Genomic DNA, 23,415 nt, shown 5'->3' on the forward strand with positions numbered 1-23,415 from the left:
CCATGAAGGCCATCAAGGACAGCGTTCACGACCACGTCCCCGTCTGCGACCTCGCGGCCGACCTGCTCGACACGCCCGCCCTCCAGCGGCTCCGACACGTCAAGCAGCTCAGCACGGTCCGGCTGGTCTACCCCTCGGCCAACCACACCCGGTTCGAGCACAGCCTCGGCGTCTACCACCTCGCCCGGCGCGCGCTCGACAGCCTCGGCGTCGACGGCGAGCGCGCCAAGACCGTCCGGGCGGCCGCCCTGCTCCACGACGTCGGCCACGGGCCGTACGGCCACCAGACCGAGGGCATCATCCAGCGCCGGCTGGGCCGCCACCACGACGAGGTGGGCGACCTGCTCGCGGGCGACCAGCGGGCCGACGACCGGCCCGCGGACGACCGCCTCGCGGCGGTGCTCGCGTCGCACGGCCTCGACCCCGGCGAGGTCGCCGCGCTGGTGTCGGGCGAGGGGAAGCTGGGCCAGCTCGTCGCGGGCGAGCTCGACGTCGACCGGATGGACTACCTCGTGCGCGACGCCCACCACACCGGCGTTCCCTACGGCACCATCGACTACTCGCGGCTGCTGGCGGCGCTCCGGTTCCGCGACGGCGACCTCGTGCTCTCGGAAGGAAACGTCCGGACCGCCGAGGGGACGCTGGTCGCCCGCGCGCTGATGAACGCCACGGTGTATCGCCATCACGTCTCGCGCATCGCGGGCGCGATGCTCGAACGCGCCGGCGAGCGCCTGCTGGATTCGACCGGCCTCGACGCCGAGACGTTCGCCCGGATGACCGACGACCGCCTGCTGGGCGCGCTCCGGGACTGCGACGCCACCGCCGACGCCGCCCGGCGGCTCGAACGCCGCGACCTCTACAAGCGCGCGATGTGGGCCAAGCGCGAGGCGGTGCCCGACGCGGTCGTGGCCGCCGACCACGAGGAGGTCCGGGCGTTCGAGCGCGAGATCGCGGACGTGGCCGACGTCGCCCCGGAGGCCGTGCTGGTCGACGCGCCCGACGACCCAGGGATGCCCGAGACCTCGACCCGCGTGGTCGTCGACGGCGAGGTCCGACGGCTGGCCGACGAATCGCCGGTAGTCGAGGGGCTGCGCGCGGCGGGGCGCGCCCAGTGGCGACTGGGCGTGTACGCGCCCGAAGAGCGGGTTCCCGAGGTCGGCGCGGCGGCAGAGCGCGTGCTGGGCGTCGAGGCGTAGCCCCGAGACAAACGACCGGCGTAGCCGGCGGGCACTCGCCCGGCGCGATTGCGGTAGCGTGTGGTTGCGGTGCTGTGCTGTACGGTTGCGGTAGCGTGTGGTTGCGGTGCTGTGCTGTACGGTTGCGGTAGCGTGTGGTTGCGGTGCCATGTGGCTTCTCAGAGGCATCAGCAGAAGCTAGCGTCGTACCTGCGTCCACGTTTACGAGAAGTCGACCAAGCTAGCTTCTACGGAATTACGCGAAGTCGACCAAGCTAGCTTCTACGGAATTACGCGAAGTCGACCAAGCTAGCTTCTGCCGGAACCTATGAGAGCCGCACCCTCACACCTCCCCAGCCTCCTCGCTCACTACGTTCGCTCGTCCCTCGCGCACGTTACTCGCGCGCGCCGGACGCAAAACCGGTAGGCGGACGCACAAGACCGTCTGGCGAGCGAACAAGACCGTCTGGCGGGCGCACGAACTGCGAAGTCGCTCTACTCCGCGTCGGCCAGCGCGTCCTCGTAGTAGGTCAGCGGGTGCGAGATCGTCTCGCAACGAGGGTCCTCGATACTGCTGTCCTCGTCCGCCACCGGGCACTCGCCGTACGCCTGCATCGTCGCGCACGACGGCGGCGCGTACTGGGCTCCCGACTCGTCGCTCACGCGCTCGGCGCGATAGCGGAGCGCCCGCAACTCGGCCTCGGTCTCCGCGCCGGTGAGTGCCGCCAGTTGCTCGTCGTCGGCGTTGGCGCTCGCGAGGAACGACACCAGCGCGAACTCGGCGTGGGGCGGGAGGTCCGCCCCGCTCTGCGCGCGCTCGACCAGCCCGGACGCGCAGGGCGGGAACCGCTCGGGCGCGAGCACGTCGATGTCGCGGGTCACGTCGATTTCCGAGAAGGCGTCCTCGAGTTCGGCCACCTCGTCGGTCAGTCCCGCCGCGATCTGCTCGGGCACCCGGGTCGGCAGCCCGTCGGCGACCCGCTGGCGGACTGCCTCCCGGAGGAGTTCGTGGAGCTCCTCGCGGGCGAGCGACACCCAGCCGTCCGCGAGCGCTCGGGTAACCAGCCGCCAGCGCTCGCCCTCGAAGCCCGACGCGAGCCGGAGGTACGCCGTCACCGCCATCGCGACCCCGTCGTCGCGTTCGGTCCGGTCGTCGCGCCCGTCCCCGCCCCGACCCGAGAGGTCGACCCGGTCGGCGAGGTCGAACTCGCGGAGGACGTACCGGAGCGGGACCTTCCCGTCGTCGGGGGCGCGGGCGTCGTCGTCGAGCGTCTCGAAGTCGGCCACGAATCGCTCGTGGGCCGTCCGGGCCTCGGCGGTCGCGTACTTGTCTATCGCGCCGGGCGCGTCGAGCAGCGAGACCAGCACCCGCGCGACCGGGTACGAGAGGAGTTCGGCCTGCACGCCGGGGTGACGCTGGCCCTCGGGCAGGTCGACGCTCCCGTCGAGGAGCGCGCGCTCGACCCGCTGGACGCCGCGCTCGACCGCCGGATGGCGGGCGTCGCCGGAGCCGCCGGCCGTGACGAGCTCGGCCAGGCCCAGGTCCGCCTCCCGGACCGCCTCGCGCGAGGCGTCGAGAAACGGGTAGTTGGCGTGGACGGCGTCCATACTCGCCTCAATTCGGGCGACCCCGATAAACGCGACGGTCCCTCGGCAGGCCCCCGACGCCACCGCAGGCTTTGAGGGGTCGCCGTGTCTCTGTCCGGCCATGACCGACTCGTCCGAGGACGCGGTTCGGGCCTACTACGACGCCATCGACGCCGGCGACTACGAGGGGTTCGCCGACCTGCTCGCGCCCGGCGTCGTCCACGAGCGCCCCGACCGGACCATCGAGGGCCGCGAGACGCTGGTGGAGTTCATGCGCGGCGGTCGACCCCAGACCGGAACTGCCCACGAGGTCGGGGCGACCTACCGGAACGGCGAGGGGAGCTACGCCGCCCGCGGCCGGCTGTTCGACGCCGACGGCGACCTCATGTTCGAGTTCGTCGACGCGTTCGAGGTCGAAGACGGCCGAATCGAGCGGATTCGAACCTACACCCGGTGAGACGTCGAGCGGACCCCACCCCGTGGTCCGGCGGGAGCGTCGCCGGTGCAGTCGTGCGAACGCGGGACCGTCCGACTCGACCTCCCGTCGCGTTCTCGGACCGAGCGTTCGAAGCGTCCGTAACAGATATGATACGCCGGTTCCCCTCTTACGGTCCGACAATGCTCAGGCTCTCGTCCCGCGTCGTCGGTGCGTTCATCGCCGCAATTGGGGCTCTATTCGTCGCCGTCCACCTCAACGACGTGTTCGGCTTGCAACAGACGCCGGCCCGCACCGCGATCAGCGCCGCCCCGCTCGCCGCTTCGCTCCTCGTGGTCACGGTCGGCGTCGCTGTCGCCGACGAACGCCTCGTACCGCCCGAGTTCGTCGGTCGCGTACTCGCGTGGACGATGGGCGGCGGCGTTGCTATTGCAGCGTTCGACGCGTGGATTTTTGCGGGCGTCCTCGCGCGCGCCTCCACGTTGCCGACGACGGTCTCTCTCTTCGGCGTCGCAGTGCCCGGCGTGTTCGCGCCGCTCTTCGACGTGATTCCCTTCGGCGTGCTTACCGGGTTCTTCGTCGGCGTCTACGACGTCCGACGGCTCGCCCAGCAGCGGTCGATCGCGCAGTTGAGCCGTATCAACGAGACGCTGCGCATCGCGACACAGGAGATGGTCGAGCTGGACGACCGGGAGACGCTCGAGCAGGTAGTCTGCGACCGTCTTGCGGAGTCCGACCCGTACGAGGGCGTCTGGGTCGGACGCTACCACGAGGCGGACGACGTCGTCCAACCGGCGGCGTGGGCAGGCCTTCCTGACGACTACGTCGAGTCTATCGTTGTCACGGTTGACGAGAGCGAAACCGGCGACGGCGCTGGCGGGCGAGCGATTCGGACGGGGGAGGTCCAGACGGTTCCGGACGTTTACGCCGACCCGTCGATGGAGCCGTGGTGGGAGCTCCTCGAGCGACACGGTTTCGAGTCGCTCGCCGTCGTTCCCATCGTCCACGCTGATACCGTCTACGGCTTCCTCAGCATCTACGCGGACCGCCAGAACGTGTTCGACGAACGCGAGACGGAGGTCCTCTCCGAGGTCGGCGAGTCGCTCGGCCACGCCATCGCGTCGATCGAGATGGTCGACCTCCTGGCGACCCGCGAGCGCGAACTCGCGCGACAGAACGAACGACTGGCGGAATTCGCTACGGTCGTCTCTCACGACCTCCGCAACCCGCTGAACGTCGCAGATGGCTTCCTCGACATCGCCCAGGAGAGCGGCGACGAGGCCGACTTCGAGCGCGTGCGCGACGCGCTCGACCGGATGGACTCCCTCATCGAGGACCTGTTGACGCTCGCGCGCCAGGGCGAGGCCGTCGACGAGTTCGAGACCGTAGACCTCGCCGCCGTCGTCGCCGACGCCTGGGAGGTCGCAGGCGCGGAGTCGGCGACGCTCCACACCCCCGACGACCTCGGGACGGTGGCCTGTGACCCGAGTCGGCTCCGCCAGCTCTTCGAGAACCTCTTCCGGAACGCGAGACAGCACGGTGGCGCGGACGTGACGGTGACAGTCGGCGTCCTCGACGACACGGGGTTCTACGTCGCCGACGACGGACCAGGGATTCCCGAAGCGGAGCGCGAACAGGTGTTCGACGTCGGATACACGACTCACGACGAGGGGACCGGGTTCGGGTTGAACATCGTGGACGATATCGCGTCGGCACACGGCTGGAATCTCGGACTCGCCGAAAGCGACGCTGGCGGCGCGCGCTTCGAGTTCCGCGGCGTCGAGGGTGACGTCGCGCGACTCGACGAAGACGACCTGTGAGCCGGGTAAACCGGGCACAGCGCGCCACGAATCGCAACCTCCCCATCCGTCAGCCGTCTCCGAGCACGGCCGGCCGTCGCCGCTACTGTGAGCTGTTACTGTCAGCGTCGTCCGGAGGCGAGCCGTTCGGCGGCGCGGAACCGTTCTCGGGGTCGAAGCCGTCCCCGTCGTGGCGAAAGTGTTTTTCACGACGCTGAACCGCCTCCTGCTGGTCGCGCTCGCGGGCATCTACGTGCGGCTCTACCGCGACCTCCCGAACAAGTACACGCGCAGCCTGCTCGTGTTGAGCCTCGCGTTGCTGCTGTACGCGTTCACGTCCAACCCCCTCGTGCAGGTCGTCTTCGGGTTCCATCCCCGCCCGGAAATCGGTGTCTTCGGGGTTCCTTCCCGACCTCTTCGTCGGGTTCGCCAGCGTCGTCCTCCTGTACCAGAGCCGGACGTGACGTCGGCTCTCGACCGGAAGGCGGCGTTCGGGCCTGCACCGTCCGGAGCCAGGAGGCCGTGGTGCGGGAGGAGCGTGAGCGAGGTCGTGCAATCGTGGGACACGACGGCACAGCTCGCGTGTGACGCTGACAGAGCGAGATCGCGAAAGGCGGCCCGCGTCGGCCGATTCCGGGTACCGTACCGCGACTCCGCCGGCACTGCGAAGTTTTAACACGCCGTCGGCCCTCGCTCTAGGAACCCATGAGCCTCTTCAGGGACCTCGGGAAGAAGGTCGAGGAGTTCAAGCAGGCCTCGCAGTCGGCCGCCTCGGAGGAAGCCGACTACGAGTGTCGGGACTGCGGCGAGCGGCTGTTCACCGACCGCGAGGCGTGTCCCGAGTGCGGTGGCGACGTGGTTGCAGTGACGGGGTGACGGAGCGTCTCGGGCGACCGAACTACTCCGCCTCGCCCGCGCCGACCGCGCTCTCGCCGACCTTCTCGTGGCCCTCGATGACCGCCTGGCCGCCCATGTACGGCCGGAGGGGTTCGGGTACCGTGACGGTGCCGTCGTCGTTCTGGTAGTATTCGAGGATGGCGACCATCACCCGAGGCAGCGCGACGCCCGACCCGTTGAGCGTGTGGAGGTACTCGGCCGACTCGTGGCGCTCGGGCCGATATCTGAGTCCGGCGCGCCGGGCCTGGAAGTCCTCGAAGTTCGAGACCGACGACACTTCGAGCCACCGGCCGCCCTCCTCGGGGCCGTCGTCCATGTCGTCGCCGGGAGCCCACACCTCGACGTCGTACTTCTTGGCCTGCTGGAACCCCATGTCGCCGGTACACATCGTGAGCACGCGGTACGGGAGGTCGAGGCGCTGGAGGACCTCCTCGGCCTCGCTCAGCAGGCCTTCGAGCCGGTCGTCACTCTCCTCGGGGCGGACGAAGTTGACGAGTTCGACCTTGTTGAACTGGTGGACGCGGACGTAGCCCCGCGTCTCGGTGCCGTGTTCGCCCGCCTCGCGCCGGAAGTTGGGCGAGAACGCCTGATGCTTGACCGGCAGGTCCTCGTCGAGCAGAATCTCGTCGCGGTACATGTTGGTGACGGGCACCTCGGCGGTCGGCAACAACCAGAGGTCGTCATCGTCGTACTCGTCGTCCTGCCGGGCGCTCACGCGGTAGGCGTCGTCGGCGAACTTCGGCAGTTGGCCCGTGCCGCGCATCGAGGCGCTGTTGACCGGAATCGGCGGGAGGACGTCGACGTACCCCTGCTCGCGGTGGACGTCGAGCATGAACTGCACGAGCGCGTGTTCGAGGCGCGCGCCGTCGCCTTTCACGAACTGGAACCCGCCGCCGCTGACCTTCGCGCCCCGCTCGAAGTCCAGGATGTCGAGGTCCTCGCCGAGTTCGTAGTGCGGGGTCACGTCGTCCGGGAGGTCCCGGAGGTCGTCGAAGCCCTCACGATACCGCTCGACGTTGTCGGCCTCGTCGTCGCCGACGGGCACCGACTCGTGGGGCACGTTCGGGAGTTCGAGCATCGCCTCGTCGAGGTCGGCTTTCAACTCGTCGGCGCGGTCCTCGACCTCTTCGAGTTCGGCCTTGAGTTCCTGCGAGGTCGCGATGGCCTCGTCGGCCTCGTCGTGCTTGCCGGCCTGCTTCAACTCGCCGATGCGGTCGCTGACCTCGTTGCGCTCGTGACGGAGCTCGTCGCCCCGCGCCTTCAGGTCGCGCCACTCGGCGTCGAGTTCGAGGATTCGGTCGAAGTCCACGCCCTCGACGCCCTTGTCGTCGAGCGCCGCGCGGACCTCGTCGGGGTTCTCGCGTACGTAGTTCCGGTCGAGCATTCCTACGTGTCACATCCCGCTCCCGGCAAAAAACCGTATCGTTCGTGGGAGAGGGGTTGGCAAGGGGTGACGAAGTTGGTGTGTTCGTTCCAGTACGATGAGCCGACCACACTTCCCTAAACCACTAGAAATACAAATCCAATAAATAAATATTTAATACTATATTAATAGTAGAAATTATATTCAGAAAGACCGTATGAGTCGAATAGTGATAATGCAGCTATGGGAAAGGAGCGAGTTTATAGAATATTGTCAAAATATCTTATAAATAGATACATACTCGCCACCATGCTATCTCTATACGTGGCAAATATTATAATCTTATTTATTAATTTTAATTTTTCCGGAATCGTGCAGAGCGTCTCCGAGCCATATTTATATGTCCTGTATTATATCCCCTCCCTTGGCCCAGCATTCCTCACAACCTACTATATGTACGCCCTTGTGATATATAATATGTATAGGTTGTTAACGGAGAGACGGTAGAGAAGTATATTAGACAGTCAAATCACCTACCCGGCAGAGTTAGTAACTTCGAGGGCACCGAGCCAAACGTTGATACACGATAGCCCCAAATGTGTACGCATGAGCCAGAAGCACGTCACCGCTCGCGTCTCCGAGGACCTCTACGAGAAGATAGAACGAATCAAAGACGAGGAGCAGACCGACCGTTCGACGACCATCAACAGACTGCTCGAACGCGGCGTCGGCGACTGGCAGATCGAGACGGCGGTCAGGCGCTACCGGGAAGGGACAGTCTCGCTCGGTCGCGCAGCGGAACTCGCGGACGTTTCCGTCTGGCGGTTCCTCGACGTGCTGGACGAGCGCGGCGTCGAGACGAACTACGACGAGAGCGACCTCGAAGCCGATATCGCGGCAGTGCGCGACGATGAGTGAGGTCGTCGTCACCGACTCGACGGTCCTCATCTACCTCGCCAAACTCGATGGCCTCTCGTATCTGGAGGCGTTGTTCGACAGCGCGTTCGTACCCGACGCGGTCTACGAGGAGGTCGTCACCCGAGGCCGCGAGGAGCAGTACGCCGACGCACTGCAGGTGGAAACGGCCGCCGACCGATTCCTCGACGTTCACGAACTCCCCGACGAAATCGAGGACAGGGCCGACGAGATTCAGCGGTCGTCCGGGCTCGAACGCGGCGAATGTACGGCAATCGCACTCGCCGAAGCCGAAGACGCGCGCTGTCTCACCGACGACCACGCCGCGCGGACGACGGCGGAGTCGCTCGGGGTCGCGGTCGGCGGGACCATCTACGTCCTGCTCGAAGCACTCGACCGCGAACGGCTCTCGTTCGAGGCGTACGTCGACGAACTCGACGCGCTAACCGGCGAGGGATTCCGGATGAGTGCGAGCCTCTATCGCCGCGCGGTCGAAGCCGGCGAGGAACTCGCCGACTGAACTTCCGCGGACGAACTCCTTTTACCCCGTCCGGTCCCACACTCGACCATGACGAGAGGCGACCTCCGGGAGGTCACGACCGGCAACTGCTCGGATCTGTACTACCTCGACACCGGGATGTACGACACCGACGGCTACGGCGCGGTGTACGTCTACGACGCCGCGCGGCCCGCCATCGTCGACACCGGCATCGGCACCCACCACGACCTGATTCTCGACGCGCTCGACGAACTCTCCATCGCCCGGGAGGACGTGGCGGTAATTCTCCCTACCCACGTCCACCTCGACCACGCGGGCGGCGCTGGCTTCCTCGCGGCGGCGTGCCCGAACGCCGAGGTGATGGTCCACGAAATCGGCGCGCCACACCTCGTCGACCCCTCCCGACTCGTCGAGGGGACGAAGGCGGCGGTCGGCGACCAGTGGGAGTTCTACGTCGACCCGAAGCCGGTCTCGGAGGACCGCGTGGTCGAACTCGTCGCGGGCGACACCGTCGACCTGGGCGACCACCGCCTCGACGTGTACCACGCGCCGGGCCACGCGCCCCACCAGTGCGTCTACCACGACCGCGACGACGATTCGGTGTTCGTCGCCGACGCGGCGGGCATCTGGGTGCCCGACCGCGAGACGGTCCGCCAGACCTCGCCGCCGCCGAACTTCGACCTCGACCAGTGTCTCGCCGACCTCGACACCATCAGGGACCTCCATCCGAAGGCGCTGTTGTACCCGCACTTCGGCCCGGTCGCGTACGACTCCGACCTGCTGGACGAGTACGCCGCGACCCTCCGGGAGTGGGTCGAGTCGGTCGAAGCCGAGTACGAGGAGTTGGGCGACCAGAGCGCGGTCGAGGAGCACTTCGCGGACGCCACCGACATGGGCGAGGTGTGGAACGAGCGGAAGGCCCGCGAGGAGGAAAAGCTGAACGTTCGGGGCGTGGTGACCGCGCTCGAGCGTCGCGAGGGCTGACTCAGCGGCCGCGACGCGCGGTCGCCAGAACCAGCGCGGCGAGTGCGAGGCCCGTGACGAGCGGGCCGAACCCCGGAACGCCACTCTCCGGACTGGGCGTGGGCGACGATAGCGCCGACGTGGCTCGCGTCGCCGTGGCCGAGTCGGCGCTCGTGGCCGTCGCGGCGACGGTCGAAGGCGCGTCACTGCCGGACGTCGTCGCCCCGGAAGCGGTTTCGGTAGACGGTGACGTCACCGTCGAGGCCGCCGTCCGCGTCGACTCCGACGGCGCGGTCGTCGAGGACGCCGCCGAGGCTGCGTTCGACCCTCCCGACGACGGCTGGGACGGTCCCGCGTCCGGCGTCGTGGTTGACGGAGTGCTTGCTGTGTGGAGGTCGATGCGGTAGGTTCCGGCCGACACCGTCAACTCGACCGACCCGTCTGCCGGGACCGACTTCCGGGCGAGTTCGACCCCCGACGGGGTGTCGGCGACGACGGTCGTTCCGTCGTCGAGGCCCGTTGACGCGACCGAGAGGGTGACCCGTCCGGTCGCGTCCAGCGCCACGTCCGCGCCGTCGTCGCTCGGGTCGTAGACGGGGTCGCGGTAGGCGAGCTTCGAGACGTCGGACTCGACCACTATCGCGGGCGTTCCGACCGGGTCGACAGTGACGGGGGCGTCCCCGCCGTCGACGTTCCCGAGACACGTCCGGGCGTCGGTCGCCACGTCGACGCGAGCCGCCGCGTTGCCGGCGGCCGAGAGCGCGACCGTCCCCGCGTTCCCCGCCCGGTGGAGCGTGACGGTCCCGCCACCGTCGTCGAACGTCGCGTAGTGGACGTCGGCGGCGTTCTCGTAGACGGTCAGCCCGGAAGCGGCGACGTACGCCCCACCCCCTGAACTGTCGACGCAGGACAGCGCGACGCCCTGGTTGCCGGCGGTGGCCCCGGCGGCAGTGAGACCGCCGACCGTCGCGCCGGCCAGCGTCCCACCCACGAGGACGGTCACGGCGTACAGCGCCGCGAGTTTGCGCGAGGCGTCGGTCATCCCTCGACCGTCACCCCCGCTCCGTTCTCGGCGACGGAAACCCCGCTCTCGAAGGGGACGGTCTCGACGGTCGTCTCGCGGTTCGAGACGGTCAGGCGCGCGTCGGTCACCGCGTCGACGCGGCCGTGCTGTTGTGCGATACCCGACCGTCGCGTTTCGGCGGTCGACTGTTGCCGTTCGACCAGCGTTTCCAGTCGATGGTGAAGGGTCTCGCTCATGCTGTCGTCCCCGATTCGTTTTCTCCCGACGTCCGCGTCCGTGGCTGTCGGGAGAGCAGCGTTCCGGCGCGCCCGTTCGTCCGGCCCGTCGTCGGTCATGGCCGGTACTGTCGACTGGCGAGCGTCAGCTTGGGCGTGCCGGACTCCTGGGACCCGGTGAACTCCACGCGAAACCGGACGCGGCTGTCGCCCGGTATCGACGACAGGTCCGTTCCGGGACCGACCGGATGGGACCCCCAGGTCGACCAGCCGCTTCCGTCGTCGGTCTCGACGTAGACCTCGACGCTCCCGCCGGTCTGTACCGTCTGAAACGTTGCCGTCTCCCAGCAACTCACCGGCGTCACGTCGGGCCACTCGATGGTCGCCTCTCCACCCGGCGGGGGAAATCCAGTCACTTTTCTAACACAAATCGCGTCCTCTATATTCGCGTAGGTTCCGGCTTGGTCGTATGCACCGTTGGTGATATCGACGTACTGTGACGTAAACGGGAACGACGCGTCGCTCCGGTCGCCACCGTCCTGTGCGTCGACGAGTATGCCGTATTTCGTCCCTGCGGAGAGGTCTGCGGTGAGCGTAACCGAGTTTCCCGCACCAGGGGACGGCTCCTGTGTGATCGTGTCGAGGTCGGTATCCACGAGGTAGACGGTACTTTCGCCACTGGTATTGGTACTGATCATCACCGAGATGCGGGTGAGATCGGTCTGCGGTTCGATCTCGATTCCGGACCGAAGCCCGTTTTGGTTGCTGAATGTACCGCCGTCCGGGAGCCTGTCCGCTGTCGACGATTGACCGCTCCCACCTTCGAGATTGCCGTCGGAGATGATCACGTTGGACGAGGAGGCGAGATCGCCGCTGGTGAAGCTACTGATGGTCTCGGTGGTCGTCGGGGTCGACCCGATGGAGACGGTCCCGTCGCTCTCGGTGACGGAGATGCCGTCCGCGCCCGACACTGATCGGTGTTCGACGCCGTCGGTCGTAACGTCCGACAACAGCGCCGTTCCCGACCCCTGTCGGCTGAGTTCGACGGTGACCCGGTTCGAGCCGTCGAAGCCCAGCCCGTTACCCAAGTCGGCGGTCAGAGCATTACCGGAAAGCGCGAGTCCGTTCCCCAGTAGATTCGTCATCGCACTGTCATCGGTGACGCCGCCGTTCAGCTCCTCGGCGTACAGTGCGTCCAGCGGATCACCACTCGTTCCGACCCGTCCCTGCGCGTCCGCACTGGCCGTGCCGACGCCGCCGAACAGCAGGGCGAGCAGGCCGCCGGCTTTCAGCGCGTTCCGGCGGTTCGCCAGCAGGGGCGCGTCGATGCCGTCGGTGTCGGCTTCCAGGCTCCCGATGCGGTCGCGCTGTCGCTCGATGAGTGCCCGCTGCTCGGCGACGAGCGATTCCAGGCGGTCGAGCCGCTCGGCGGTCCCGTCACTCACGCTATCGACCCCGCGTTAGAGCGCCCGCCGCCGCAACGGGTCGACCGTCGTCGGTCTCCAGAAATACCTGTCCGCGCCGTCCAGCGGTCACGTTCGCTTCTACGTGCCTCATTCACCGGGACCGTTTGGAGGGCGACACCGAGTATTCCGTCCCTGCACTCGCAGGGACTCCCCTCATCCCGACTCCTCGAGTAGGCCGGCGAGCAGATTCCGCTGGGCGGCCCGGAGTATCTCACCGTAGGTCTGGCGGGCGACGCCGAGTTGCTCGGCGAGTTCGCTCGCGTTCTGGGAACGCGGTTGCTCGAAGTAGCCCGCGCGGTACGCGGCCGTTATCACCTCCCGCTGGCGGTCGGTCAGCGCCGAGAGCGGATCGCTGCTCGCCGCGTCGGGCGGTGCCGTCGTGAACTCGCTCGTCGTCACGCCGTCGAACCGCTCGGTCAGTGCGTCGAGCACCGAATCGAAGGCGGTCCCGCGCGGGAACCGGACGGAAAGGGTCGTCGACTCCTCGGCCACCCGCGCCTCGTCGACGCTGCCGCCGTGGTCGGCGACGACGGCGCTCGGGACCGTCCCGGACGCGACGACCTGCACTCGCGTCCCGTCGTCGGCGACGCGTTCGACGCGGTCGACGCCCTCGGTAGCCCGTGCCGCGCCGACGAAGCTCTCGGGGGCGTCCGCCACGTCGAGGAAACACAACACCGCGTCGTCGCGTCGCGGAATCGCGGCGACCACTCTCGGGGTGGCCCCGGTCGCGGCGACCGCTTGTGAGAGCGGCGTGCCGGCGGTTTCGACGGTGATCGTGAGCCGGACCCACTCGTCGGCCGCCAGCGCCTGACGGCGGGCGTCGCTGGCCATCGCGTAGCCGAGGACGTCGGCCGACTCTTCGAGGAGGTCCAACAGGCGCTCCTCGCCGATGACGGGGGTGGCCGAGCGGTACGCGACGAGGACGCCGCGCGCGACGCCGTCGTGCGTGACCGGGGCAGTCACGACCGTCGACCCGAGCCCGTCGTCACGGTCGTCGCTGTCGGCCTCGGCCGGTCGTCGCGTAACCTGGGGCTCGTCGTCCCGGAGCGCGGCGCGTACCGGGTCCCGTCCGGCCGGTGTGTCGGGAACGGCGAGTTCGTCCCCGTGATCACCGTCGCCGGCCGAGGCCAGTCGCTCGACGTCGTCGGTCGGCGTCACTCGCCCGATCTGCGCGAACGCGATGGTGTCCATCGCGACCAGCTCCGCACACGCGGCGCTGGCGAACCGCTCGACAGACGCCACGTTCGCCAGTTCCTTCTGGAGCGTGCTGCGTGCGGTCCGCTCGGCCGCCAGTTCCTGCTCGCGCCGTTTGCGTCGCACGATGTCCCGAATCGTGACCATGACGCCCCCGATCAGCGGGTCGTCGAGGTAGTTGCCGCCGCGCGCTTCGACCCAGCGGTAGGAGCCGTCTTTCGCCCGGACGCGATACTCGACGGTGGCGTCGGGCTCCGGCGCGGCCAGCATCTCCTCGAACGTTCCGCGAACGTCGTCCCTGTCGGCGGGATGGACGTGCGCGAACGCGTCCGAGCCGATCAGGTCCGACGGTTCGTACCCCAGCGTCGATTCGATGCCCGGCGACACGTAGTCGATGGTCCCGCCCTGGGTGCAGATGAGGACGTAGTCCGAGGAGCGGTCCAGAATCCGCCGATATCGGGCCTTCGCGTCGGCCAACTGCTGTTCGCGCTCCTTCCGTTCGGTGATGTCAGTCCCCGTGGTGAACACGAGCGAGTAGTCGTCAGCGTGGCGCTCGGGGACGTACAGCTCCATCAGTTCGTGTCTGACCTCCTCGCCGTCCAGGGGGACGAACTGACACTCCTTGCGGACGTACCGTTCGCCGTCGAGGACCGCCTGCCACATCTCGGTCAGCCCCTCGCGGGTGGCCGGCGTCATCAGCTCCCCGAGGTTCGAGACGAGTTGGCCCTTCGAGTCCGCGCCGTAGAAATCGAGAGCGGCGTCGTTGACCATGTGTACGTCGACGCGTTCGAAGATGTTCAGCAGTTCCGCCGGGTTCTGGTCGACGACCGCGCGGAGTTCGTCGCCGGTGTCCGCGAGCCGCTCGGCGTACGCTCTGGCCTCCGAGAAGTCCTGTTCCCAGAGGACGAGGTCGTCGTTCTCGAACAGCGTCCGGTACCGGTCGCCGACGCCCGCCGGGTGGGCGGGACCCGCTCGCTCCCGGAGCGTGACCAGCGCCAAGTCCCGGTCGCGCCCGAGCGGCCTCGCCCGAGCCCCGACGGCCACGTCGTCGCCGCCGCCGGTTTCGACCCGCCAGTCGAACGCGACGGCACCGTCGTCGCGGGCGCGGTCGAGTCGCCCCCGGTCGCCGACGACGGGCGGGTCCCCGGTGACCGCGAGGTCGTCGAGGTTCGCCCCGCGCAACTCCGACGCCGAATAGCCGAGCAGCGTGGCACACCCGGCGCTGGTCGCCTGTATCTGACCGGTCGTCGCGTCGACGACGAGGACGCCCTCGCGCGAACTCCAGCGCTCCTCGCTCACAGGCGGTCGTCGGACCGATGACGGATAAATGTGGACCTCCGGTTCGGCGGTCTCGGTCGGCGCAGGGTCGACTCCCGTGGCGTCGGCCCGAAAGTCCGTCGCGGTCGTCGCGTCCGACGCGAACGCCACGGGGATAAACCCGGTTGAACGCGCTCAACGTTCGGGCGGAGTTTATTGTCGCGGAGCCCTCATGGAGGGGTATGGCCTGGCGTGACGCGGAACGGGCGTACGACGACGAGGTGCTCGGGGAGTCGACCATCCCTCGGCTGTTCGAGGAGAGCGCGGCCCGGCACGAGAACCGCCCGGCCCAGCAGTACAAGGGCGGCATCTACGACCGGTCGCTCGTCGGGACCGCCATCCGGGAGGCGGCCGACGGGCAGTTCCGGACGCTCGCGTACGACGAGATGCGCGACGTCGTGCGGTCGCTCGCGGCCGGCTTCCGGGAGTTGGGCGTCGGGGCCGACGACCGCGTGGCCCTCTTCGCCAACACCCGGATGGAGTGGGCCCAGACCGACTTCGCGCTGCTGGCGGCGGGCGCGGTCGTGACCACGGTGTACAGCGGGTCCTCGTCGAGACAGGTCGAGTACCTGCTCGACGACCCCGACGCCGACGGCGTGGTGGTCGAGAACGCCGAGTTGCTCGACCGCGTGGTCGAGGTGCAGGACGCGCTCGACCTCGAATTTGCGGTGACGATGGACGAACTCGGCGGGGCAGACGCCGGGGGCGAATCCCTCGCCGAAGCGGCCGACTTCGAGGTGCTGACGCTGGGCGACCTCTACGAGACCGGCCGCGAGGCCTTCGACCGCGACGAGTACGAGTCGTGGGTCGACGCCCGCGACCCCGAAGACCTCGCGACGCTGATATACACCTCCGGAACCACCGGCCGGCCCAAGGGCGTGAAGCTGACCCACCGGAACTTCCGGGCGAACGTCAACCAGTGTCGACGCCGATTCGGTCCACGGCCCGACAAGGCCGACAACGGCGTCCCGGTCATCGACGAGGAGTCGAGAACCGTCTCGTACCTCCCGCTGGCCCACGTGTTCGAGCGGCTGGCGGGCCACTTCCTCATGTTCGCCAGCGGGGCGTGCGTGGCCTACGCCGAGAGCCCCGAGACCCTGCAGGAGGACTTCCAGCAGGTCGAACCCACCACGGCGACCAGCGTCCCGCGCGTGTACGAGCGGATGTACGACGCCATCCGCGAGCAGGCCGAGTCCTCGCCGATCTCGGCGCGACTGTTCTCGTGGGCGACCGACGTCGGCCGGGAGTACTTCGAGACCGACGACCCGGGACCCGTCCTGCGGGCCAAGCGCGCGGTGGCCGACCGGCTCGTCTTCCGGACGGTCCAGAACGGGCTCGGGGGGAACATCGACTTCTTCATCAGCGGCGGCGGGAGCCTGTCGGCCGAGCTGTGTGCGCTGTACCACGGGATGGGGCTGCCGATTCTGGAGGGGTACGGTCTGACCGAGACCTCGCCGGTCATCGCGGTCACCCCGCCCGAGGAGCCGAAGGTCGGTACCGTCGGTCCGCCCGTGGTCGACCAGGAGGTCCGGGTGGACGAGTCGGTGGTCGCCGGGGGGGTCTTCGAGGACACCGACGGCGATGTCGGCGAGTTGCTGGTGCGGGGCCCGAACGTCACCGACGGCTACTGGGAGATGCCCGAGGAGACCGAGCGCGCGTTCACCGAGGCCGACGACGGCGGGGACCCGTGGTTCCGGACCGGCGACATCATGGAGATACGGCCGGACGACTACGTCGAGTTCCGCGAGCGCGCCAAGCAACTGCTGGTGCTCTCGACCGGCAAGAACGTCGCGCCCGGCCCCATCGAGGACGCGTTCGCCGCCAGCGACGTGGTCGAGCAGTGCATAGTGGTCGGCGACGGCCAGAAGTTCGTCTCCGCGCTGGTGGTGCCCAACGTCGAGGGCGTCCGCAAGCGCGCCGACGCCGAGGGCGTCGACCTGCCCGACGACGACGCCGACCTCCGACGGGACGACCGGGTGCGGGCGTGGATAGACGAGGAGGTCGAGCGCATCAACGAGCAGTTCGAGTCCCACGAGCGAATCAAGCAGTTCCGACTCGTGGGCGAGGAGTTCACCGAGGCCAACGACCTGCTGACCCCGACGATGAAGAAGAAACGCCGCAAAATCCTCGACCGCTTCGCCGACGAAATCGGCGACATCTACGAGACCGAGTACGAGACGGCGTGAGGGCCGCGTTCGACCCCGAACGATTCCCTGTTTCGCGTCGCCGAACTACGCGAGCGCGAGCAGTCCGGCCCCGAACGCCAGACACAGGACGGCCGTGACGAGCGGGAACGCCGCCGTCCGGAGGCGACGACGAGCGACCGCGCGCGGCGACCGGTCGGCTATCACGAGCGGTCCCGCCAGAACTGTCCGTCCGTCGCGGCGCTCGGGGCGGCCCGCGACGACGTGGCGCTCGTCGGGGTCGACCCGGCGTTCGGTGTACCGGCGCGCGCCGACGCCGAGGCGCGCGAACGGGCCCGTCGATGCGGGGTCGAGGCCGTCTCGAACCGCGACGAACGACGCCACTCTGTCGGGCGGGCGCTGGCCCGCCGGTACGGTAATCGTCTCGCTCGCGGTGTCGAGCGAGAACCGCCGCGACTCGGGGTCGATTCCGACGCTGGCCCCACTGCCGCGCAACTCGAAGGCGACCGCGGCGACGCCGTCGTCGATGCGAGTCCACGTGAGCGGAATCTCGGACGGGATGAGCGCGCGCTCGGAGACCTCGTACTCGACGCCCAGACACGACTCGCCCGAAAACGGCGCGTCGACCGACTCGCCGGTCGACTCGGCCAGACCGCGACAGACCGCGAACGAGTCGTCCGCGGACACGTTCGGCGGGTCGACGACCTCCGCACGGAGAAGGCGCGGGAGGACCGCGAGCGGTCGGAGTCCGTACCAGCCGAAGCCGACGCCCATGAGTGCGAAGACCGCGCCGAGGACTGCGACCGCGTTCATGACGTCGGATTGTGCCCCTCGTGTCAAGTAGGTTTGGTTCCAGCCGGTCGCGGACCGGGACGCGTCGTCGCTCCCCGTGACCCCGACGCAGGGCAGTGTGCAGACGCGCAGTGGGACCTCGGATGCAACTCGAACGCGACGGGCGTACGCTGACTCGATTTTCCACGTTGGCGCGCGCTGGCGCGAGTTCATCTCGCGCCGACATGCGCGAGGGAGGGGCGCGCTCGTGCGCCCCGAGGCTGGGGAGGAGTGAGGCCCGCCGTCGCGGTGCGGGGCTGTGCGGTGCGGTTGGCCTTGGCGTCTGCGCAAGCGAAGCGCGCGCAGGCTCGGCAGACGCGGTTTGTCTGCCGACGGACTGAACGGGCGAGGCGCGCTCGCGTGCAGTTCAGTTGCCTCAGCGACCCCTATCTCGGCCGGGCGGTGCGGAGAGGGCGAGATATGTCGCTGAGCGGCCTCCTCGTGAGCGAAGCGAACGAGGGCTCGTCGGAGCTTGCCTCCGACGGTGGCGAGCGCGCCGAGGGCGTTCGAGGCTGTGATTGCTGTCCTATGGTTTGAGAGCGCTCCGAGGACGTTCGCGGAGTTAGTTGCGGTCACGTCCACGCATCCGAACACCACTCCACGCAGGTCCCCCGAAAGCTTTGTGTCCCAAGCGACTACCTCCGCGCGAATGCAGGTCACGCTCCTCGGAACCGGCGACACGACCGGCACGCCTACGCCCGGCTGCGACTGTGACACCTGCGCGGCGGCCGAAGAACGTGGCATCGAGCGCTCGCGGTTTTCGGTCCACGTCCGCAACGAGCGCACCGACGAGTGTCTGCTGGTCGACCTCAGCCCGGACTTCCGCCACCAGTTCCTCCACCGCGACGTCGCGCTGCCCGACGAGGCCATCGTCACCCACGTTCACTTCGACCACCTCGACGGGCTGGGCAACGCCTACCGGCTGTTCGATGACCTGCCGGTCCACGCCGCGAGCGAACGCGACCCCGCGACCGACGAGAGCGTCGCCGACACGATTCGCTCGAAGTACGACTACCTCGACCGAGTGACGGTCCACGACCGCGCACCGTTCGAGCCGTTCGAGACCTGCGGCTTCGAGGTGCGGCTGGTGCCGGTCGACCATCCGCCGCTGGTCTGCTACGGCCTCGCAATCGAGAACCCCGAGTCGGGGGCGAAGTTGGCGCTGACCGGCGACACCAGCTACGCGGTCCCCGAGGAGAGTCGCGACGTGCTGGCCGACGCGGACCTGCTGCTGGCCGACGCCATCGTGCCCGCACACCTCTGCGACCACCACCCGCTCGGCGGCGACCACCACGATTCGTCGGGCGTGCCCCGGACGTTCGGCACCAAGCACATGACCCGCGAAGGCGCGCTCTCGCTGGCCGACGAACTGAACGCCGACGAGACGCGACTGGTCCACCTCTCGCACTTCTACCCGGCCGAGGAGGCGTTCGAGGAGCCGCTGGCGGTCGACGGCGAGCGATACCGGCTCTGAGAAACGTCGTTTCTGGACGCGCGGACACGAGTGGAAACGACGTTTCGAAAGCCCTCCGCGTACTCTCCGGCACAGAAACCGCAACCAACTCCTCGGACGCCTTCGGCACGCTCTGTGACAATGCTGGAACCGCAAACAACGCCTCGAACGCCCTCGGCCCGCACTGTGACGACGCTTCGACCGAAACCACAGCCTCGAACGCCCTCGGCGCGCTCGCGGTCGCTCAGCGACATCTCCGACGGACGTAGTTGCGACGGAGAGGGGTCGCTGAGGCGACCACGTGAACGCGAGCCCGCCTCGCCCGTTCAGTCCGCCGAGGAAACCGCACCGCCACCGCACCGCGACGGCAGGCCTCACGCCTCCCCAGCCTCGGGGCGCATGAACGCGCCCCTCCCTCGCGCATATTGGCGCGACACGGAGGTCGCGCCAGCGCGCGCCGACCGTGGAAAGTGAAGTTAGCGTACGCTAGCGTGGAACCTGAGGTCACGTCGCGTCGTTCATGGCGAGCCTGCACTCACCTCCGTTCGCGCAGACGCCGAGGTGGTGGCCGTATCACCGATGAGGAAACGGAATTCTGGAGCCGCTACGCGGCCCGTCGCCGGATTCCGACGAGCGCGACGAACAGGCCAGCGAGCGCCGCGAGCGGGGCGAATCCGGGAACGCCGGTCGAATTGTCGGCGTCGGTCGTCTCGTCGCCCGCGTCGACGTCGGCACCGCTCTCCGGAAGGTCGGTGGCGCGTCCGTCGTCGCCGTTCCCGGCCAGCGCGCCCTCCGTGGTGTCGTCGCCGGTCGCGCCGTCGGTCGTCTCCGGAGCCTGACCCTCGGCCCACCCGCTGACGTTTTCGAGCGTCCGGTGGCAGGCCGTCAGTCGGCTCTCGTTGGCGTGGAGGTTCGCGCCGCCGTCGATTTCGTAGGTTCCCGTGGCGTTCAGGTCCTCGGCGGTCGGGCCGCCGTGTTCGCCCGTCTGGAGCCGGGCGGCGTCGTATATCAGCCACGGCGCGTAGACCTCCCAGACCACCTCGCCCTCGGGGGTTACCTCGGCCACGCGGTGGTTCCTGGAGTCGGTGACCAGCGTGTCGCCGTCGGGGAGTCGGTCGGCGTCGCGGGGCCAGTCGAGGTCGCCGTCGAGCGTCCACGTCCGGTTCCAGCCGTCGGTGCCGTCGGTCGGGTCGCCCGCGAGTTCGTACTCCGCGATGCGGTCGTTCTCGCTGTCGCCGACGAGGATGGTGGGCGTGCCGTTCTCGCTTTCGAGGTAGTCGGGGTTGTGCTGCTCGTTCAGCACGTCTTTCTCGCCGTCCGCGCCGAGTTTCATCGCTATCTCGTCGGTCGAGCGGTTCACCACGATGGCCTGGTCGAAGTTCCGGGGCGAGGCGAGGTAGAGACCGTCGCCGATTCGGTCCACGTCGTTGACGTGGGTCCAGTCGTCGGTGTAGTTCTCCTCCAGTTGGTCGGGGTCGTAGTGGTCGTCGAACCGCCAGACCCACTCGAACTCACCGGTCGTGCGGTTGTACACCCGCAGGCTGTCGTCGTTCTCCCCCGTCTCCTCGTCGTAGTTTCGCATGTTGGCTATCAGAATCTCCTCGCCGCCGCCGATGAGGTCGGCGTCGTGGGTGTCGGCCAGGTCGAACGTCTGGCTCCAGACGCGCTCCTGCGTCCGGGGGTCGAACTCGTAGACCAGCGTCCGCTCGTCGGGCAGCGTCGCGGTCACGAAGACGTTGCCGTTCGCCAGCGGGTCGACGTCGTACCCCCACGTCACGTCGTACTTCTCGGCCATCCCGTGGACCCAGCGAATCTCGCCAGAAGGACCGACCCCGACCAGTTTCGCGGGGCGCTTGCCGCCGTCCTCGCCGAACTCGAACCCCTGCACGCTGACGACGGTCGTGCCGGTCGCTGGTTCGGTGACGGTCCCCGCACACGGGTTCGGTCGGTCGGCCGAACTCTGCGCGGAACCGGCCGGCACGGCCGCCACGGAGGCCACCATCGAGAGACAACACGCCAGAGCCACTGCGACGGCGAGCCGTCGCCGAGCGGGCGCGAACATGGTCCCAGCTATCGACGCTGGTCGGTTTTTAGTTACCGGTTGGCCCGCGCTCGACTCGGTGTCGTCGCCGGTCGAGCGACGGCGGTTCGGACGCGACTACCCCTCCGAGACCATCCCGAGCGTCCGGGTGTACCGGCGGAGCGTCTCGCCGTTCTCGTCGCGAAGCACCACCTGGAACTGCTTCTGGTCGGTGACGGCGGCGAGTTCGTCCTCGCCGACCGTGAACTCGAACGGCGGCGAGTCGTCGGTGTGGATGGTCTTCCCGCCGCTCTCGACGGCCACCGAGTCGACGCCCGCCGACTCCGAGAGGTGGCAGTGGACCGCCCGCTCGTCGGTCGGCCCCGACTTGGTACACAGCAGGTCTGGGTTCACGTCGGCCCCCGCGTCGTCCAACGCGGCCCCGAAGTCGAACACCATGGGTCCGGTCGGGAACGTCCCGAGTATCACCACGACCGCGAGGAACGCCCCGAGCCCGACGTTCGGCAGTCGGCGGCCGATTCGGGTCTTCAGCCCGCCCCGCTTGCGCAACCTGACGGCGAGCGGGATGACGACGCTGTGGTGAATCGGCCCGTAGAGCAGGACGACGAAGCCGTACGCCATCGGGTAGTGGAGGAACGTCCACGACGGCTGGTACGACAGCAGTATGTTCGACGCCGACCAGAGGAAGAACCCGAAGAACACGAGCGCGCCGCTCTTGAGCGCGCGCCACGAGACGCTGTTGGCGTAGTAGACGGTCCGCAGCGTGTGCCACGCGTTCGAGACGACGCTCCGGGTCCACTCGACCGGTGACGGCGTCGTTACGGTTCGGTCACTCATCGTGTCGCGTCGCTCCAGTTCGTTCGGTCATGGTCGGTCGTTCGCCGTCAAGGACGGCCCTCCCGGTCGACGCTTGTCGCCCGGAACCGGAGGGGTTTCCCCCGAATCCGTTCGTCCGGTGGGCGCTCAGTCGTCGCCGGGGTCGCCGACCGACTCGGCGGGCGCGGACTCGCCCCGTCCAGCCGGCTCGCCGGTCGGGGTCGCGTCGCCCGACGCCGAGGCCGCGTCGCCGGGCGTCGGCGTCGCCTCGGCGGGCGACTCGTCCGGCGCGGGGAGCCACGTCCGGACCGACCGCCACTCGCCGCCGACCGCGCCGGACACGCCCCGGAGCGACGGCCGGGCGGTCCACAGCCGCACGAACAGCCAGAACGTCACCGGAGCCAGCACCGCCGTACCGGAGGTGAGGCCGTCGACCACGCCGTCGACGCCCCACGCTGCGAACAGCACGGTCAGGAACAGGTTCGAGGTGAAGAACGCACGGACTGCGGTCGCGTCGCTGCCCGAGCGGTGGTACTGGCGGTACGCCAGCAGGTACGCGGGCACCGCGCCGACGAACGCCGTCGCGTAGGCGACGCCGGCCAGCGGGAGCAGGAGCGCCGCGACCGCCACGGTGGCGAGCGCCGACGCGCCGGCCCGCCTGCGGACCACGGCGTCGGGCGCGACCACGGGAAGCTTCGGGATGCCCGCCGCCTCGAAGTCGTCGCGGTACACCTGCGCCAGCGCCCACGCGTGGGCCGGCGTCCAGACGAACACCAGCGCGGCCGCGACCAGCGCGGCGGGTTCGAGCGGCCGGACCGCCGACCAGCCGGCCAGCACCGGGAACGAGCCGGCAGAGCCGCCCAGCACGGTGGCGACCCAGTGGCGGCGCTTGAGCGCGATCGTGTAGAGGCCGACGTAGGCGGCCACGCCGAGCCACATGTAGGCCACCGAGGTCGGCGAGACCGCGAGCAGGCCGACGGCCGTGCCCGCGACCAGCATGGCCGTCGCGAAGCCGAGCGCGACGCGGGGCGATAGCTCCCCCCGCGGCAGGGGTCGGTCGGCGGTCCGCTCCATCCGCCGGTCGACGTCCCGGTCGTACCAGCAGTTGAGCGCGGCCGCGCCGCCGGCCATGCACAGGCCCGCGAGGACGAATCCGGCGAACGCGACCGGGCCGAGTCCGCCGGCCGCCAGCGCGCCGGACGCGCCGGTCAGGCAGAGGAGCGCGGCGATGCGGGGCTTCAACAGCGAGAGCAGCCGGGCGAGGAGTGTGCGCGTCACTC

General features: G+C 68.8%; 20 protein-coding genes. 10 read left to right on the top strand and 10 right to left on the bottom strand.

Features of this window, described 5'->3' with window-relative positions; all coding sequences use genetic code 11:
* The first annotated feature begins 2 nt into the window (after window positions 1-2).
* On the top strand, window positions 3-1,196 hold the full coding sequence (locus EPL03_RS12880; RefSeq protein WP_135829746.1) for an HD domain-containing protein: 1,194 nt from the start codon (window positions 3-5) through the stop codon (window positions 1,194-1,196).
* Window positions 1,197-1,670: 474 nt separating this feature from the next.
* Here the strand turns inward: EPL03_RS12880 and EPL03_RS12885 are convergent, their stop codons facing one another.
* Entirely contained in the window at window positions 1,671-2,783 is a 1,113-nt protein-coding gene (locus EPL03_RS12885; protein WP_135829747.1) for a DNA primase large subunit PriL, read from the bottom strand.
* A 100-nt stretch (window positions 2,784-2,883) separates the two neighbouring features.
* Here EPL03_RS12885 and EPL03_RS12890 point away from each other — a divergent pair, with 100 nt between their 5' ends.
* The 4 genes from EPL03_RS12890 (at window position 2,884) to EPL03_RS20050 (ending at window position 5,873) form a co-directional block, all read left to right on the top strand.
* The gene (locus EPL03_RS12890) at window positions 2,884-3,219 is read left to right on the top strand and encodes a nuclear transport factor 2 family protein (protein WP_135829748.1); all 336 of its coding nucleotides are present in this window, start codon (window positions 2,884-2,886) and stop codon (window positions 3,217-3,219) included.
* Between the two features lie 161 nt (window positions 3,220-3,380).
* Complete coding sequence (locus EPL03_RS12895) at window positions 3,381-5,018, top strand: receiver/sensor box histidine kinase (protein ID WP_135829749.1); 1,638 nt, start codon at window positions 3,381-3,383, stop codon at window positions 5,016-5,018.
* Between the two features lie 169 nt (window positions 5,019-5,187).
* Entirely contained in the window at window positions 5,188-5,673 is a 486-nt protein-coding gene (locus tag EPL03_RS20495; protein WP_244605271.1) for a hypothetical protein, read from the top strand.
* 29 nt (window positions 5,674-5,702) lie between these two features.
* Window positions 5,703-5,873, top strand: coding sequence for a DUF7129 domain-containing putative zinc-binding protein (locus tag EPL03_RS20050; protein WP_168216256.1), 171 nt, complete (start codon window positions 5,703-5,705; stop codon window positions 5,871-5,873).
* A gap of 22 nt (window positions 5,874-5,895) precedes the next feature.
* Here EPL03_RS20050 and serS read toward each other — a convergent pair whose 3' ends face one another.
* On the bottom strand, window positions 5,896-7,278 hold the full coding sequence (gene serS, locus EPL03_RS12905; RefSeq protein WP_135829750.1) for a serine--tRNA ligase: 1,383 nt from the start codon (window positions 7,276-7,278) through the stop codon (window positions 5,896-5,898).
* 585 nt (window positions 7,279-7,863) lie between these two features.
* On the opposite strand from serS, the gene EPL03_RS12910 reads away from it, so the two are divergent.
* Genes EPL03_RS12910 through EPL03_RS12920 form a run of 3 tightly spaced genes read left to right on the top strand, consistent with a single transcriptional unit; the run spans window position 7,864 to window position 9,655 of the window.
* The gene (locus tag EPL03_RS12910) at window positions 7,864-8,175 is read left to right on the top strand and encodes a UPF0175 family protein (RefSeq protein WP_135829751.1); all 312 of its coding nucleotides are present in this window, start codon (window positions 7,864-7,866) and stop codon (window positions 8,173-8,175) included.
* On the top strand, window positions 8,168-8,692 hold the full coding sequence (locus EPL03_RS12915; protein ID WP_135829752.1) for a PIN domain-containing protein: 525 nt from the start codon (window positions 8,168-8,170) through the stop codon (window positions 8,690-8,692). The genes EPL03_RS12910 and EPL03_RS12915 overlap by 8 nt, the downstream gene beginning before the upstream one ends.
* Before the next feature lie 48 nt (window positions 8,693-8,740).
* Window positions 8,741-9,655 (top strand): MBL fold metallo-hydrolase, encoded by a 915-nt coding sequence (locus EPL03_RS12920; protein WP_135829753.1) that lies wholly within the window; start codon window positions 8,741-8,743, stop codon window positions 9,653-9,655.
* Between the two features lies 1 nt (window position 9,656).
* Here EPL03_RS12920 and EPL03_RS20055 read toward each other — a convergent pair whose 3' ends face one another.
* The 4 genes from EPL03_RS20055 to EPL03_RS12935 form a co-directional block, all read right to left on the bottom strand.
* Entirely contained in the window at window positions 9,657-10,676 is a 1,020-nt protein-coding gene (locus EPL03_RS20055; protein ID WP_168216257.1) for a hypothetical protein, read from the bottom strand.
* On the bottom strand, window positions 10,673-10,993 hold the full coding sequence (locus EPL03_RS12925; RefSeq protein WP_135829754.1) for a hypothetical protein: 321 nt from the start codon (window positions 10,991-10,993) through the stop codon (window positions 10,673-10,675). The genes EPL03_RS20055 and EPL03_RS12925 overlap by 4 nt, the downstream gene beginning before the upstream one ends.
* On the bottom strand, window positions 10,990-12,318 hold the full coding sequence (locus EPL03_RS12930) for a hypothetical protein (protein ID WP_135829755.1): 1,329 nt from the start codon (window positions 12,316-12,318) through the stop codon (window positions 10,990-10,992). Before EPL03_RS12930 ends, EPL03_RS12925 begins: the two co-directional genes overlap by 4 nt.
* Window positions 12,319-12,492: 174 nt before the next feature.
* On the bottom strand, window positions 12,493-14,832 hold the full coding sequence (locus EPL03_RS12935) for a PAS domain S-box protein (protein ID WP_135829756.1): 2,340 nt from the start codon (window positions 14,830-14,832) through the stop codon (window positions 12,493-12,495).
* Window positions 14,833-15,032: 200 nt separating this feature from the next.
* Here EPL03_RS12935 and EPL03_RS12940 point away from each other — a divergent pair, with 200 nt between their 5' ends.
* Window positions 15,033-17,036, top strand: a complete 2,004-nt coding sequence (locus EPL03_RS12940; RefSeq protein WP_135829757.1) for an AMP-dependent synthetase/ligase — start codon at window positions 15,033-15,035, stop codon at window positions 17,034-17,036.
* 45 nt (window positions 17,037-17,081) lie between these two features.
* Here the strand turns inward: EPL03_RS12940 and EPL03_RS12945 are convergent, their stop codons facing one another.
* Window positions 17,082-17,807 carry a hypothetical protein gene (locus tag EPL03_RS12945; protein ID WP_135829758.1) on the bottom strand — a complete coding sequence of 242 codons (726 nt, stop codon included), beginning with the start codon at window positions 17,805-17,807 and terminating at the stop codon, window positions 17,082-17,084.
* A 667-nt stretch (window positions 17,808-18,474) separates the two neighbouring features.
* Here EPL03_RS12945 and EPL03_RS12950 point away from each other — a divergent pair.
* On the top strand, window positions 18,475-19,299 hold the full coding sequence (locus EPL03_RS12950) for an MBL fold metallo-hydrolase (protein ID WP_135829759.1): 825 nt from the start codon (window positions 18,475-18,477) through the stop codon (window positions 19,297-19,299).
* Between the two features lie 583 nt (window positions 19,300-19,882).
* Here EPL03_RS12950 and EPL03_RS12955 read toward each other — a convergent pair.
* From EPL03_RS12955 to cyoE, 3 genes are all read right to left on the bottom strand, one after another.
* Window positions 19,883-21,280: an aryl-sulfate sulfotransferase gene (locus tag EPL03_RS12955; RefSeq protein WP_244605272.1), complete on the bottom strand. Its 1,398-nt coding sequence runs from the start codon at window positions 21,278-21,280 to the stop codon at window positions 19,883-19,885.
* 156 nt (window positions 21,281-21,436) lie between these two features.
* Window positions 21,437-22,156, bottom strand: coding sequence for a hypothetical protein (locus EPL03_RS12960; RefSeq protein WP_135829761.1), 720 nt, complete (start codon window positions 22,154-22,156; stop codon window positions 21,437-21,439).
* 126 nt (window positions 22,157-22,282) lie between these two features.
* Window positions 22,283-23,413, bottom strand: a complete 1,131-nt coding sequence (gene cyoE, locus EPL03_RS12965) for a heme o synthase (protein WP_135829762.1) — start codon at window positions 23,411-23,413, stop codon at window positions 22,283-22,285.
* Window positions 23,414-23,415: the final 2 nt, after the last annotated feature.

Origin of the sequence: Halorussus halobius (assembly GCF_004765805.1) — an archaeon.
GTDB classification, from domain to species: domain Archaea; phylum Halobacteriota; class Halobacteria; order Halobacteriales; family Haladaptataceae; genus Halorussus; species Halorussus halobius.